The following is a 13,907-nucleotide window of genomic DNA, read 5'->3' on the forward strand; positions in this document are numbered from 1 at the left end:
AACCCGCCCCGGTCGGCGACGCACACCGCAGGCCGGCTGCGCACCCCGGAACGCGCGTCCCACGCCGTCCTCCCGCCGCTCGCGGGGTGACGGACGCCCGGCGGGCGGCGGCCGGCGTCAGGATGCGGCCGTGGCCTCCAGAACGGCGCGGTGGACGGCGCGCGCCAGCCGTGCCCCCCACAGGGAACGGGGCCCGGCGAAGGCGTGCTCCTCCTCACCCGGACCGGGAGTGCGGGCGGCGACGCACACCGCGTCGGTGGGGGTGCCGGAGCAGTCGTGACCGGCTTCCAGAAGGGCCTGTACCTTCGCCTCCGTGGCGGTGGCCACCGCGTTGACCAGGGCGGCGTCGGTGAGTGCCACGGGCAGGGAGACGACGATGTTGATCGTGCCCGGCGCCTGGGGTCCGCTCGTGCCCCCGTCGGGCCGTGCGGCCCAGCCGCGCACGTCGATGCCCGCCGTGACGAAGGCCTCCGCGCCCGTGTCGTGCGCGGAGGCGTACGCCGAGACGTCCGCCGCCGTCATCAGTCCCACCCCCGGACCTCGCACGCCCGCGGCGGCGGCGAGACCGGCGAGGTGCCGGTCGGGATCGGTGCGCCGGTAACCGTGGGAGACCTGGGCGTTGAGGACCCAGGCCCGCTCGCCGATGCCTCCGCCCAGCACCGCGCTGCTGATCATCCGCCGGCCGGGCCCCGCGGTCCAGAGCAGCGAGTGCAGTCGTTCGCCGTTCTCGACGCGGGTCAGGCACCGCGGCTGCGGCAGCGTACGGGGGGCACGGGGCGGCGGGAGGACGGCGGTCACCGGGCAGGGCTCCTTGCGGGGTCGGACCGGCCGATCGTACGGCGCGGCCGGCCGTCCCTTCCGCACGGGGGCGGGTCAGCTCCGCGGCCCGTCCGCCCCGGGCCCCCGGAAGCACGCGGTGACGGTCTTGCCGTGGGGGCACGGGCGGGCCTCCCACGCGTCGGCCAGGGCGTCGACCAGGAACATGCCGCGTCCGCCGACGCGTTCGGTGCTCGGTCCCCGGGGCGCCGGCAGGGTGGTGGAGGTGTCGTGCACCGAGATGTGCAGACAGCGGTTGTCCCAAGACATGATCAACTGTGCGGTGCTGCGGGCGTGGGTGTGCGCGTTGGTGACCAGCTCCGAGACGGTCAGCAGCACGGCGTCCGCCGTCTCGGGGTCGGTGGTGGTCCAGCCCAGTGCGTCGAGGTGCTCGCGTGCCCAGTCCCGGGCCGCCTTCACCCCGCGGTCCATCGGCAGTGAACGCGCCCAGCCCACGGCCCGGACCGACGATTCGTTCATGGTGGTCCTTCCCGGTCACGGCCGCGCGGCCCGGGCAGGTGCGTGCCGGGCCGCGCGGAGGCAGGAGCGGAGTGGGTCAACGGTGGCCGCCGCGGAGCCTGCCCAGCAGACGCTGGGCCTGGGCCCGGCGCCGCGGGTCGGCCGCGGCCCGCCGCGCCTGCTCGGCCGTACGCCGCCCCTGAGGGCTCCTCGCGAACCGCTTGATGCGTTCCATCATGCCCGGCATGGCACGACTCCTTTCCTAGGTGTCCGCTCGCGTCCTCGACGTCCTACCGGATACCCCCTGCGGGCGGACTCAGCCCCCGGGCCCGCGGACGGGCTCACGTCTCCTTCAGCGGCTCGTACACCTCGGCCCCCAGGCCGAACGTCCACGCTACCCCCTCCCGGGCCGTCCGCGTGTCCGGCGGAACGCGGAGCCAGTACGTGCGGTGGGTGCCGTCCGGCTCGGGTGTGGAGTTGAGGACCTCGACCATGGCGACCGGCTCGTCGCCGTCCAGTTCGATGCGCCAGAGCGTGCCCGTGCCGTCCCGGTGCACCGGCCTGGCCCCGGAGTCGGCCAGGTAGCGGTCGTAGCCGTAGTGCTCGAGCATCACCCGCCGCAGTTCGGCGTTCTCCTCGGCCCGGACCCGCTCCGGGGTGAGGGTGCGCAGCTCCTCCAGGAAGGCGCGCGGCACCGGCATGCCCCGCCAGGCGCACAGGGCGAAGCCGTCGGGGAACTCCAGGGCGGGGCCGTCACCGCGGTCCAGCCGGCCGGCCTCGTCCCGGTGCAGCGCGACGGGGCGCTCGCACACCACCGCCACCTTCTCGAACGGCCACCACCAGCCGGCGCTGCGGCACACCCGGGCCAGCCCCTCGAGCGGGGAACCGTCGGTGTGCAGGGCGGCCAGCCACGGCGCGTCGTGCTGTCCGAGCAGCGCGTCCAGCAGGATCAGCCGTGTCCCGGTGCGGGCGTCCCGGTCGTCGGCGGCGAGGTCGTCGAGCACCCCGGTGCGGATCCGGTCGACCAGCGCCTGCGTGGCGTCCCACAGGGCCCCGCCGGTCCGCGCCCAGTGCCGGGACCAGCCCGCCGCACCCAACTCCTCGTGCAGACGACGGCGTTCGGCCGCCCACGGTGCCGTGCGCACCGCCTCACGCACGCTCGCCCCGAAGTCCGCCCCCTCCCGTACCAGCGTCACGCCCTCGCGCGGCGACCCGGCCCAGATCACGCGGTCCGGCTCGGCCAGCCCGGCGCTGCGGTACGCCGCCCGGACGCCCTCCTCCGCCGCGGCACGGTCGGCGGGCACGGCGGCCGCCGCCCACGCGCGCCAGTGCCCCGCCCGGTCCGCGTGGCCCGCGTGGCCCGCGTGCGTCCCGTCCTCGAAGCCGCCGGTCCCGGCCGCCGCGCCGCTCTCCTGCGTGATCGTCATCGTCAACGTCCCCTGTCCTGTGCTCGGTCGGTCTCTCGTCCGGTCGCCGCGCCCGTCAGTCGGCCACCAGCCGCACCGAACCGGGGACGTACTCCCGCTGGCGGATCACGCGGTACCACCCCTTGGGCAGCGCGATCGCGGCGTGCTCCTCGTGGACCACCCGGCCGCCCTCCGGCAGGTGCAGCAGGAACGGCCCGAAGGGACCCGGCTCCCGCACGAGTTCGCCCCGGCCGACCACCGCGTGGGCATGTCCGGTGACCTCCCCGAGGGCCAGCACGAGCCGCCCCCGGGCGTCGCGCGGCTCCTTGGGCGCGTCCGGGACGTGGGACGGCACCGCCTCGTCCGCGACGGGCACGATCAGCACGTCTCCCTGCCGGTACATGACTCTCCCCTCCGCTCCGGCGCACGGTGCTCCGGAGTCCACGCGCAGACAGTACGAACCGCCACTGACAACGGACCGTCACCGCCCCCGCCGCCGGGTGTTGTCAGTCCCTGTTGGTAGAACTTCTGCCCGACCCGCCGAACGGCTCGCACCCGTGCTCCGTGGCGGCTCCGCACGCGCACCACCCCGTTCCGCCCGGCACACGACAGGAGCAGTCCGTATGACGATCGGTGGCCACCTCGAGGAGCTGTACGGCCTCCCCGCCTTCACCTTCCCCGGGACCGGCGAGACGACGGGACTGCCCGAACCCGACGCCGTGGCCTGGCGGATCGCCGCCGCGACGTACGACGCCGGGAACGCGTGGACGGAGGTCTTCGCCCGCTTCTGCGCCGCGGTCGACACCACGCGGGTCCGCGCCCTGATCGTCGGCGTCTGGGAGGACGCGTACGACTCCGCTCCCTCCCACGTCATCGAGGCGCTGGTGGCCGCGCGCGACCGGCTGCCCGCCCTGCGGGCGGTGTTCCTCGGGGACATCGTGTTCGAGGAGTGCGAGATCTCCTGGATCACCCAGGGCGACGTCGCGCCGCTGCTGGCCGGCTTCCCCGAACTGGAGGAGTTCGGTGTGCGCGGGGGCCAGGGGCTGGTGTTCCCCGCCCTGCGCCACGACGGGCTGCGCAAGCTGGTCGTGGAGACCGGCGGCCTGCCGGTGGAGGTCGTCCGCGGCGTCGGGGCCGGCGAACTGCCCGCGCTGGAACACCTCGACCTGTGGCTCGGCACCTCCTGGTACGGCGCCGACAGCGAGGTTGCCGACCTGGCGCCGATCCTGTCCGGGGCCCGGCTGCCCCGGCTGCGGCACCTGGCCCTGCGCAACAGCGAGATCCAGGACGAGGTCGCCGCCGCCGTGGCGTCGGCCGCGGTGGTCGCCCGGCTCGACGTGCTCGACCTGTCCATGGGCACCCTGGGCGACGACGGCGCCGCCGCCCTCCTCGGCGGCCAGCCGCTGACCCACCTGCGGAAGCTGGACCTGCACCACAACTACATCGGCGAGGCCCTCCGGCAGCGCCTGCGCGAGACGCTGGAACCCGCGGGCGTCGAGGTGGACCTCGACCAGGACGACGCCGAACGGGACGAGGACGACGACGGCACCGTCCACCGCTACGTCGCCGTGGGGGAGTGAGCGCGAAGTGAGCTACCACCCCTCTCGTCTGACGCACTTCCACGGACTGCCCGTGCATCTCCTCGACGCCGACGGCGAGGAGGGCACCGGCGCGGAACTCCCCGCTCCGGCCTCGGTCGCCTGGCGGCTGTCGACCGAATGGGACGTCCCGTTCGAGCGACGGTGGAACCGGTTCCTGGACCGGGTCCGCACCGACGAGGTCGTGGCCCTGGTCGTCGGTGCCTGGTGGGAGGAGTGGGACGAGCACGGGATCGAGCCCGTCCTCGACCTGCTCACGGCCGAGGCGCACCGGTTCCCGAGGCTGCGGGCGGTGTTCCTCGCGGACGTCGTGTCCGAGGAGTCGGAGATCTCCTGGATCAAGCAGGGCGACGTCAGCCGGGTGCTGCGCGCCTGGCCCGGTCTGTGCGAGCTCGGCCTGCGCGGCGTCGAGGACCTGGTGATCGAGCCGCTGCGGCACGAGGCGCTGCGCAGGCTGCGCGTCGAGTGCGGCGGCCTGCCCTCCGAGCCGGTGCGCGCCCTGGCCGCCTGCGACCTGCCCGCCCTGCACCACCTGGAGCTGTGGCTGGGCACCGGCTGGTACGGCGGTGACTGCACCGCCGCCGACGTCCGGGCACTCCTGGCCGCGCTGGACCGCAGCCCCGGACTGCGCCACCTCGGCCTGTGCAACAGCGACATCCAGGACGAGATCGCCGCGGCGGTGGCCGCCGCGCCCGTCGTCGCGGGCCTGGACTCCCTCGACCTGAGCATGGGCACCCTCAGCGACGAAGGGGCGACCGCGCTGCTCTCGGGACAGCCGCTGACCCATCTGCGGGCGCTCGACCTCGGACACCACTTCATGAGCGAGGAGATGGCCCGCCGCGTGCGCGAGGCGCTGGGACCGCACGTCCCGGACCTCGGCCTCGGGCCCGCCCGGCGCAGCACCCACCGGCCGGAGGAGCGCTATGTCGCGGTCGGGGAGTGACCGGGCGCCGGCCGGCCCGGCACCGCGCTTCGCCGTCGTGGGCAACCCGGACAACCGCAGGGTGACCCTCTTCGCCGACGCCGTCCGCGCGGCCGGACTGCCCGCACCGCGCGTCGTGCCCTGGGAACGGGTGCTGCGCGCGGACGGAGCCGAGTTCGCCGCCGACGAGACCGTCCGGCTCGACTCACCCGGCGAGAACCCCGAGGTCGACCGGCTGCTGCGCGGTGTGCAGGACCCGACCCGGGTCGAGGGCTCGGCGCTCTGGTACGCGCGGTTCACCGAGGCGGTGCGCGGTCTGCGGGGCGGGGTCCGTCTCGACGACGCGGACGAACTGGCCGTCCTGTTCGACAAGCGGCGCTGCCACGCCGCCCTCGCCGCGGCGGACGTCCCCGTGCCCCCCTCACCCACCTCCGGACCCGGTGCCGTACGGGTGACCGGCTGGGACGACGTGCGCGCCGTCATGCGCGACCACCGCATGCCGAGGCTCTTCGTCAAGCTCGCGCACGGCTCCTCGGCCTCCGGGGTGCTCGCCGTGGAGGCGGCGGGCGGCGGTCGCGTCCGGGCCACCACCTCCGTCGAACTCACCCCGGACGGAAGGCTGTTCAACTCCCTCGAGGTGCGCCGCTACGAACGGGAGCGGGACGTCGCCGCCATCGTGGACACGCTCGCCCCGGACGGTCTCCACCTCGAGCGCTGGCTGCCCAAGGCCTCCCAGCGGGGGCGCGCCGCCGACCTGCGGGTGGTGGTGGTGGCCGGCCGCGCCACCCACGCGGTCGTGCGCACCAGCGCCTCACCGCTGACCAACCTCCACCTCGGCGGCAGCCGCGGCGACCTCGACGCGGCACGCGACGCCGTCGAGGCGGCCGGTGCCCGCTGGGCGGACGTCCTCGCGGTGTGCGAGCGCGCGGCGGCCTGCTTCCCGCGCACCCTGTGCGTGGGCGTCGACCTGCTCCCGGCCGTCGGCTGGCGCCGGTTCGCGGTCGGCGAGGTCAACGCCTTCGGTGACCTGCTGCCCCGCCTCACGGGACTGCCGGGCAGCGGAGCGGAGGGCCTCGACACCTACGCGGCCCAGGTCGCGGCGGTCCTGCGCCGCACCGCCGATCCGTCCCACCCGCACCATCAGCACCACGCGCACAGCCACTCGCACAGAACGGGAAGCACCCATGTCAGCGCCTGAACCGATGTCCTCGACGCCGCCCGACCCGGACATGAACGAGATCGTCGGCAGCCACGACATCCTGCTCGTCACCCTCGACACCCTGCGCCACGACGTCGCCGCCGAACTCGCCGCCGCCGGCCGCATCCCGAACCTGGCCCGCCATCTGCCCGGCGGGCGCTGGGAGCAGCGGCACGCCCCGGGCAGCTTCACCTACGCCTCGCACCAGGCGATCTTCGCCGGCTTCCTGCCGACCCCCGCCGCGCCCGGCCCGCACCCGCGCCTGTTCGCGGCGCGCTTCGCCGGCAGCGAGACCACGGCGGGGAAGACCTTCGTCTACGACACCCCCGACCTGGTGTCCGGCCTGGCGGAGGAGGGCTACCGCACGGTGTGCATCGGCGGGGTCGGCTTCTTCAACGGACAGGGCCCGCTCGGCTCGGTCCTGCCCGGCCTCTTCCAGGAGTCCCACTGGGAACCCGAGTTCGGCGTGGCCTCACCCACCTCGTTCGAGGCACAGGTGGCCCGCGCGGAACACGTCGTACGCGAACTGCCGGACGAACAGCGCCTGTTCCTCTTCGTCAACGTCGCCGCCCTGCACCAGCCCAACTGGTTCCACCGGCCCGGCGCGACCCGCGAGGACGGCGACACCCGGGAGACGCACGCCGCCGCCCTGGAGTACGTCGACCGCCACATCGGCCGGCTGTTCGCCGCCGCGGGCAGCCGGCGCCGCTGCTTCGCCATCGTCTGCTCCGACCACGGCACCGCGTACGGCGACGACGGCTACACCGGCCACCGCATCGGCCACGAGTCCGTGTGGACCGTGCCCTACGCCCACTTCTTCCTGGACCGCACCCCCGCGGAGGCAGCCCGATGACCACCGCCACCCGTCCCCGGCCCGGCACCGACGACGCGGGCGCGGCGGGCCCGTACCAGAGCTACGTCTACGCCTACCCGCACAAGACCGCCTACCGGAGGCTCCCCGAGCGCCCCCGCCTCGCCGCCCTCTGGGCCGCCGAACCCAAGAACGCCCTCTCCCTCTACCTGCACGTCCCGTTCTGCGAGATCCGCTGCGGCTTCTGCAACCTGTTCACCCGCATCGGCGCCCCGGACGGTCTGACCGGCGCCTACCTGGACGCCCTGGACCGGCAGGCGAGTGCCGTGCGGGAGGCACTGGGGGAGCGGGAGCCGGTGCGGTTCGCCACCGCGGCCTTCGGCGGCGGCACCCCCACCTTCCTCACCGCCGCCGAACTGGAGCGGCTGTGCGACATCGCCGAGCACCGGATGGGCGCCGACCTGCGCGCGGTCCCGCTGTCGGTGGAGGCCTCGCCCGCCACGGCCACCGCCGACCGGCTGGAGGTCCTGGCCGCGCGCGGCACCACCCGCCTCAGCCTCGGCGTGCAGAGCTTCGACGACGCCGAGGCCCGCGCCGCCGTGCGACCGCAGCGCCGCGCCGACGTCGAGGCGGCCCTCGGCCGCATCCGCGACGCCCGGATCCCCGTCCTCAACATCGACCTGATCTACGGCATCGACGGCCAGACCGAACGGACCTGGCTGCGCTCCCTGGACGCGGCCCTCGCCTGGCACCCCGAGGAGCTCTACCTCTACCCCCTGTACATACGCCCCCTCACCGGCCTCGGCCGCCGCGCCGGCGACCCCGACCCGGCCTGGGACGAGCAGCGGCTGCGCCTGTACCGCCTGGGCCGCGACCACCTCCTCGCGCACGGCTACGAGCAGCGGTCCATGCGCATGTTCCGCCGCGCGGACGCACCGCCGCAGGGCGCGGACGACTACGCCTGCCAGACCGACGGCATGATCGGCCTCGGCTGCGGCGCCCGCTCCTACACCGCAGGCCTGCACTACTCCTTCGACTACGCCGTCGGCATGCACGAGATCCGGGGGATCGTCGACGACTACGTCTCCCGCCCGGCCGCCGACTTCGCCCGTGCCGAGTACGGCCGCCGCATCGACACCGACGAGGCCCGCCGCCGGCACCTCCTGCAGTCCCTGCTCCAGGCCGACGGGCTCGACGTCGCCGACTACCGGGCCCGGTTCGGCGGCCGCGCGCCGCGGGACGACTTCGCCGCCGAGCTGTCCCGGTTCGCCGGCCGCGGCTGGCTGGAGGACGCCGGTCCGCACGCCGCACGCCTGCGTCTGACCCCCGAGGGCCTGGCCCACTCCGACGCCGTCGGCCCGGAGCTGTTCTCCCCGGCCGTGCGGTCCGCCATGGCCGCCTACGAGCGGAAGTGAGACCCGCCCCGATGGACCTGACCCTCCTCTACCGGGGTCCGCTGGCCTCGTGCGACTACGACTGCCCGTACTGCCCCTTCGCCAAGCGCCGCGACAGCCGCGAGCAACTCCGCACGGACCGGGCCTGCCTGGAGAGGTTCGCCGGCTGGGCCACCGCCCAGACCACCGACCGGCTCTCCCTCCTCTTCACCCCCTGGGGCGAGGGACTGGTCCGCTCCTGGTACCGGGACGCCCTGACGCACCTGTCCCACCAGCCCCACGTCCGCCGCGTCGCCGTCCAGACCAACCTCAGCTGCCGCACCGACTGGCTCGCCGACGCCGACCTCGGCACCCTCGCGCTGTGGTGCACGTACCACCCGGGGCAGACCCCGTACGACCGCTTCCTGGCCAAGTGCCGCGAGCTGGTCCGCCTCGGCGCCCGGTTCAGCGTCGGCGTCGTCGGCCTGCCCGAGCACCTCGAGGCGGCCCGGCGGCTGCGCGCCGACCTGCCCGACCGGGTGTACCTGTGGGTCAACGCCGCCGAGGGCCACACCTACGACGACGCCGAGGCCGGCGTGTGGACCGCGCTGGACCCGCTCTTCCCCTACAGCCGCCGGCCCCACGCCAGCGCGGGCCTGCCGTGCCGCACCGGGGAGTCCGTGATCTCGGTCGACGGCGAGGGCACGGTCCGCCGCTGCCACTTCGTCCGCACGGAGCTCGGCAACCTCTACGACGGCACCTACCGCGCGGCACTGCGCCCGCGCCCCTGCCCGCTCACCACCTGCGACTGCCACATCGGCTACGTCCACCTGGAGACGCTGCCGCTGTACGACGTGTTCGCGGGCGGTGTGCTGGAACGGATACCGGCGTCGCCCGGGTGAGCGCGGGCCGCGCGACCGGACGTGTTTGCCGCGGGGGTCAGCGGCAAGTCGGTGTCCATGAGCGAACAGAACAAGAGCCCGAATCGGAAGACCACCACCACCCGGTCCGCCGCGTCCAGGGCCCGGAAAGCGACGGACCGGGCGACCGCCCCCGCCGCCGACCGGGCGGGTGACGCGGCGTCGGCCGCCGCGTCGGGCGCCGAGCGCGCGGCCGGAGCGGCGAACGGCGCCGTGCGGAGCGCGGCCAAGGGCGTCGAGGCGGGCCGCCGCGCGGTCGTCGCCACCTCGGGCCAGGTCGCGGCCGGCGCCAGGACCGCCTGGACCGTCATCGCGCAGCGCAAGCTCGTCGCCGCAGGTGTCGGCGCCGGCCTGACCGTGCTGAGCGCCGCGTCCTACGCGGTGGGCCGCCGCGCGGAACGCCACACCCACGGCCCTCTCACCCGGATGACCGGCGGACGGATCTGACACCGGGACGGCCGGGCGGGCCGGGCCCCACTCGCGCGGCGCCGCCCCGAAGAGGAAAGATGTGTCCGCAAGCGAAGAACCAACCCCTGCCAAGGAGTGGGCACATGCAGCACGAGCGAGCGGGCGGCCCGGCCGGCCCCGAGGATCTCGTCGACGTCGCTCGGCTGGTCACGGCGTACTACGCCCTGCACCCCGACCCCGAGGACCCGGGCCAGCGCGTGGCGTTCGGGACCTCGGGACACCGCGGCTCGTCCCTGGCGGCCGCGTTCAACGACGACCACATCGCCGCGACCAGCCAGGCCATCTGCGAGTACCGCGCCCGGCAGGGCACCGACGGCCCGCTCTTCCTCGGCGCCGACACCCACGCGCTGTCCGAGCCCGCACGGGTCACCGCCCTGGAGGTGTTCGCGGCCAACGGGGTCACGGTGCTCATCGACAGCGCCGACGGCTACACCCCGACCCCGGCGGTCTCGCACGCCGTCCTCACCCACAACCGGGGCCGCGCCACGGGCCTCGCGGACGGGGTCGTCGTCACCCCGTCCCACAACCCGCCCGCCGACGGCGGATTCAAGTACAACCCGCCGAGCGGCGGTCCCGCCGGCTCCGAGGCGACCGGCTGGATCCAGGACCGGGCCAACGACATCATCCGCGGCGGCCTCCAGGACGTCCGCCGCATCCCGTACGCCCGTGCCCTCGCCGCACCCGGAACGGGCCGGTACGACTTCCTCGGCACCTACGTCGCGGACCTGCCGAACGTCCTGGACCTGGACGCGATCCGCGCGGCCGGCGTGCGCATCGGCGCCGACCCGCTGGGCGGGGCGTCCGTCGCCTACTGGGGCCGGATCGCCGAGCAGCACGGCCTCGACCTCACGGTGGTCAACCCGCTCACCGACCCCACCTGGCGGTTCATGACCCTGGACTGGGACGGCAGGATCCGCATGGACTGCTCGTCGCCGCACGCCATGGCGTCCCTCATCGGGCAGCGCGACCGCTTCGACATCGCCACCGGCAACGACGCCGACGCCGACCGGCACGGCATCGTCACCCCGGACGCCGGGCTGATGAACCCCAACCACTACCTCGCCACGGCCATCGGCTACCTGTACGCGCACCGCGAGCAGTGGCCGTCCGGGGCGGGGGTCGGCAAGACGCTGGTGTCCTCGGCGATGATCGACCGGGTCGCCGCCGACCTGAAGCGCGAACTGGTCGAGGTGCCCGTCGGGTTCAAGTGGTTCGTGGACGGACTCGCGGGCGGCACCCTCGGCTTCGGCGGCGAGGAGTCGGCCGGCGCCTCGTTCCTGCGCCGCGACGGCTCGGTGTGGACCACCGACAAGGACGGCATCATCCTCGCGCTGCTCGCCTCCGAGATCACGGCGGTCACCGGCAGGACCCCCTCCGAGCACTACGCCGCGCTCACCGCCCGCTTCGGCGAGCCCGCCTACGAGCGGATCGACGCCCCGGCGACCCGCGAGGAGAAGGCACGCCTGGCGAAGCTCTCGCCGGCCCAGGTCACCGCGGACACCCTCGCCGGGGAGGCGGTCACCGCGGTGCTCACCGAGGCCCCCGGCAACGGCGCGGCCATCGGGGGCATCAAGGTGACCACCGACAGCGCCTGGTTCGCCGCCCGCCCGTCGGGCACCGAGGACGTCTACAAGATCTACGCCGAGTCGTTCCAGGGCCCCGACCACCTCCGCCGGGTGCAGGAGGAGGCCAAGGCGGTGGTCCTCGCGGCACTGGGCGGCTGAGCAGGCGCCCTGCCCGGGCCGTCCCCGTACCGCGCGGTACGGGGACGGCGGCGCGTCAGCCGGACCGGTCCGTGGAGGCGGACGGGGACGGGGAGGTCAGACCGACCGGCAGGGACGTCGCCGTGGGCAGTTCCGCAGGGGCGTCCTCCGACTGCTGCAGAACGGTGTCGCCGGGCCCCTCGGCCGGTGTGCCCGCGCCGGTGGACAGCTGGGACCAGGCGCCCAGGGCCAGGGCGATCGCGGCGGCCGTGCCCACCACACGGCCGACGCGGCGCAGCCTGGCGCGCCCGTCCAGGTCCCGCCAGGACGGGCCCTCCCACGGATCGTCCGGGTGCCACAGGTCGCCGACCGCGTCCGCCGCGTCGTACCGCTGCTCCGCGCCGTCGCCGGTGCGCGGCGGCCGCGGCCACCGCCCCGACGCCCGCTGCCGCGCGGAGGGCTCCCTGGGGGCGGAGGCCCGGATGGCGTGTTCGTCGTCCGTGAGGAACCGCTGCCAGACGTCCTCGGGCAGGGACGGCACGTCGTCCCGGTCCCTCGGCGTTCCGCCGTCGTCCGGCCTCTGCGCGGTCACGTCCGTCCATTCCTCTCGTGTGCCGGAGCCCGCCGACGACGCCACGGCTCACGCGCACCAGGGCCCCGCCATGATCATTGCACAGCGCAAGAAGGTCGGAACAGCGGGCCGGACCGCTCGCTGCCGTGCAACGGCCGATCCCGCCGATTCCGCTCGGAAACCTTACGGGCGGCGGACGTTGCCCGCACCCGCCTCGCCCCACCGGCCGCACATGTCACTCTGGTGGCACCACAGCACCACAGCACCACAGCACCACAGCACCACGGGCACCGCGGCACACGGGGAAGCGGCTGCCGCGGGAAGGCGCCCCGGACGTCCCGTCCGGGGCGCCGCGCCGTCCCGCGGAGGAGTCCGGGAGGCGGCGGTCGCCGGACGCGGCCGGACTCGATTGGATAAAGGTGTGTCCCACCGGCCGCGACGCGCCTCTGACCTTTGCATAGTCTAAAGGTGGGGGAGGGGCGTCTGCGGAGGAAACGGGCGGCTCTCGAGCGCCCTCGACATCCGCTGGAGCAGGCCATGACCGACAAGAACCCGCCGCCGAACCGGACGGCGCTGTCCTGGATGCCGCTCGCGGTGATGGCGGTGATCGCCGTCGTCGACGTCGTGGCGGGCCCGGGGATCGGGCTGCTGCCGCTGGTGTCGCTCGGGCCCGCCTTCGCCGGACTGGTCGGCGGCTGGCGCCGTACCGCGGTGATCGGCGCTCTGGCGCTGCTGCTCTGCGTCGGTCTGGGCCTCTACAACGGGCTGTTCCCGGCACCCCGCGGTTACACCGCCATGGCGTCGGTGGCCGGAGTCACCGGCGTCGGCATCGCGGCCGCGCTGGCCCGCTCGCGCCGGGAGGCGGAACTGGCCAGCGTCCGCTCGATCGCGGAGGTCGCGCAGCGCGTGCTGCTGCGGCCGGTGCCGCTGACCGCCGGCCCGGTCCAGGTCGCGGTGTCCTACACGTCCGCCGTCGCGGAGGCCCGCATCGGCGGGGACCTCTACGAGGTGGTGGCCTCGCCGCACGGCGTCCGGGTCATCGTGGGCGACGTGCAGGGCAAGGGACTGGCCGCGGTGGAGACGGCCGCCGTGGTGCTCGGCGCCTTCCGGGAGGCCGCCTACGACGAGCCGGACCTGCTCGGGCTCGGCGAGCGGGTCGAGCGCAGCGCGGCCCGCGAACTGGAAGGCGAGCGGTTCGTCACCGCGATCCTCGCGGAGATCCGCGCCGACCGGGAGGTCGTCTTCCTCAACTACGGCCATCCGGCCCCGATGCTCGTACGCCGCGACGGCGGCGCGGACTTCCCCGAGCCGCCGTCGTACGCGCTGCCGCTGGGCCTGTCCGCGCACGGGGCCGACGGCCCGGAGCCCTTCCGCGTGGCGTTCGCACCGGGCGAGCAACTGCTGCTCTACACGGACGGCGTGACCGAGGCCCGCGACCGGGACGGGCACTTCTACCCGCTGGGCGAGCGCACGCACCTGCTCAAGGAACCCGACGCCAACCGCGCCCTGGAGGCCCTGCGCGAGGACCTGGTCCAGCACGCCGGCGGGCCGCCCGGCGACGACGCGGCGATGCTCCTGCTCCGCTATCACCGGCGCGGGGACCGGGGCCCCGCGTCCACCGGGTGAGCGGGCGCCGGCCCCGGCGGGGTGCGGGCGATGTAC

At 75.0% G+C, this 13,907-nt stretch carries 15 protein-coding genes; 9 read left to right on the top strand and 6 right to left on the bottom strand.

The genetic code is table 11. The features are described 5' to 3' along the window. Positions 1-117 precede the first annotated feature (117 nt). The 5 genes from FHS37_RS15060 to FHS37_RS15080 all read right to left on the bottom strand — a co-directional run bounded on the left by FHS37_RS15060 (position 118) and on the right by FHS37_RS15080 (position 3,084). A complete protein-coding gene (locus FHS37_RS15060; RefSeq protein WP_184821311.1) occupies positions 118-798 on the bottom strand; it encodes an adenosylcobinamide amidohydrolase in 681 nt (226 codons plus the stop codon). A gap of 75 nt (positions 799-873) precedes the next feature. After that, complete coding sequence (locus FHS37_RS15065) at positions 874-1,296, bottom strand: ATP-binding protein (protein ID WP_184821313.1); 423 nt, start codon at positions 1,294-1,296, stop codon at positions 874-876. Between the two features lie 76 nt (positions 1,297-1,372). Next, positions 1,373-1,522 carry a hypothetical protein gene (locus FHS37_RS15070; protein ID WP_184821315.1) on the bottom strand — a complete coding sequence of 50 codons (150 nt, stop codon included), beginning with the start codon at positions 1,520-1,522 and terminating at the stop codon, positions 1,373-1,375. 94 nt (positions 1,523-1,616) lie between these two features. Further along, positions 1,617-2,702 carry a DUF6745 domain-containing protein gene (locus tag FHS37_RS15075; protein ID WP_184821317.1) on the bottom strand — a complete coding sequence of 362 codons (1,086 nt, stop codon included), beginning with the start codon at positions 2,700-2,702 and terminating at the stop codon, positions 1,617-1,619. Between the two features lie 55 nt (positions 2,703-2,757). Beyond that, positions 2,758-3,084 (bottom strand): DUF8820 family protein, encoded by a 327-nt coding sequence (locus FHS37_RS15080; RefSeq protein ID WP_184821319.1) that lies wholly within the window; start codon positions 3,082-3,084, stop codon positions 2,758-2,760. A gap of 220 nt (positions 3,085-3,304) precedes the next feature. On the opposite strand from FHS37_RS15080, the gene FHS37_RS15085 reads away from it, so the two are divergent. From FHS37_RS15085 to pgm, 8 genes are all read left to right on the top strand, one after another. Continuing rightward, positions 3,305-4,261: an STM4015 family protein gene (locus tag FHS37_RS15085; protein WP_184821321.1), complete on the top strand. Its 957-nt coding sequence runs from the start codon at positions 3,305-3,307 to the stop codon at positions 4,259-4,261. 7 nt (positions 4,262-4,268) lie between these two features. After that, positions 4,269-5,222: an STM4015 family protein gene (locus FHS37_RS15090; RefSeq protein WP_184821323.1), complete on the top strand. Its 954-nt coding sequence runs from the start codon at positions 4,269-4,271 to the stop codon at positions 5,220-5,222. Next, on the top strand, positions 5,203-6,399 hold the full coding sequence (locus tag FHS37_RS15095) for an STM4014 family protein (RefSeq protein ID WP_184821325.1): 1,197 nt from the start codon (positions 5,203-5,205) through the stop codon (positions 6,397-6,399). Before FHS37_RS15090 ends, FHS37_RS15095 begins: the two co-directional genes overlap by 20 nt. A 31-nt stretch (positions 6,400-6,430) precedes the next feature. Then, positions 6,431-7,252, top strand: a complete 822-nt coding sequence (locus tag FHS37_RS15100; RefSeq protein ID WP_184822109.1) for an STM4013/SEN3800 family hydrolase — start codon at positions 6,431-6,433, stop codon at positions 7,250-7,252. Further along, positions 7,249-8,625 carry an STM4012 family radical SAM protein gene (locus FHS37_RS15105; RefSeq protein ID WP_184821327.1) on the top strand — a complete coding sequence of 459 codons (1,377 nt, stop codon included), beginning with the start codon at positions 7,249-7,251 and terminating at the stop codon, positions 8,623-8,625. The genes FHS37_RS15100 and FHS37_RS15105 overlap by 4 nt, the downstream gene beginning before the upstream one ends. A gap of 11 nt (positions 8,626-8,636) precedes the next feature. Next, a complete protein-coding gene (locus FHS37_RS15110) occupies positions 8,637-9,485 on the top strand; it encodes an STM4011 family radical SAM protein (protein WP_184821329.1) in 849 nt (282 codons plus the stop codon). Positions 9,486-9,542: 57 nt separating this feature from the next. Beyond that, complete coding sequence (locus tag FHS37_RS15115) at positions 9,543-9,950, top strand: hypothetical protein (RefSeq protein ID WP_184821332.1); 408 nt, start codon at positions 9,543-9,545, stop codon at positions 9,948-9,950. A gap of 104 nt (positions 9,951-10,054) precedes the next feature. Next, the gene (gene pgm, locus FHS37_RS15120) at positions 10,055-11,695 is read left to right on the top strand and encodes a phosphoglucomutase (alpha-D-glucose-1,6-bisphosphate-dependent) (protein ID WP_184821334.1); all 1,641 of its coding nucleotides are present in this window, start codon (positions 10,055-10,057) and stop codon (positions 11,693-11,695) included. A gap of 55 nt (positions 11,696-11,750) precedes the next feature. On the opposite strand, the gene FHS37_RS15125 is transcribed toward pgm, so the two are convergent. Next, positions 11,751-12,266, bottom strand: a complete 516-nt coding sequence (locus FHS37_RS15125) for a hypothetical protein (protein WP_184821336.1) — start codon at positions 12,264-12,266, stop codon at positions 11,751-11,753. 516 nt (positions 12,267-12,782) lie between these two features. Here FHS37_RS15125 and FHS37_RS15130 point away from each other — a divergent pair. After that, positions 12,783-13,871: a PP2C family protein-serine/threonine phosphatase gene (locus FHS37_RS15130; RefSeq protein ID WP_184821338.1), complete on the top strand. Its 1,089-nt coding sequence runs from the start codon at positions 12,783-12,785 to the stop codon at positions 13,869-13,871. Positions 13,872-13,907: the final 36 nt, after the last annotated feature.

This window comes from Streptomyces griseomycini (assembly GCF_014203535.1).
Lineage (GTDB): Bacteria > Actinomycetota > Actinomycetes > Streptomycetales > Streptomycetaceae > Streptomyces > Streptomyces griseomycini.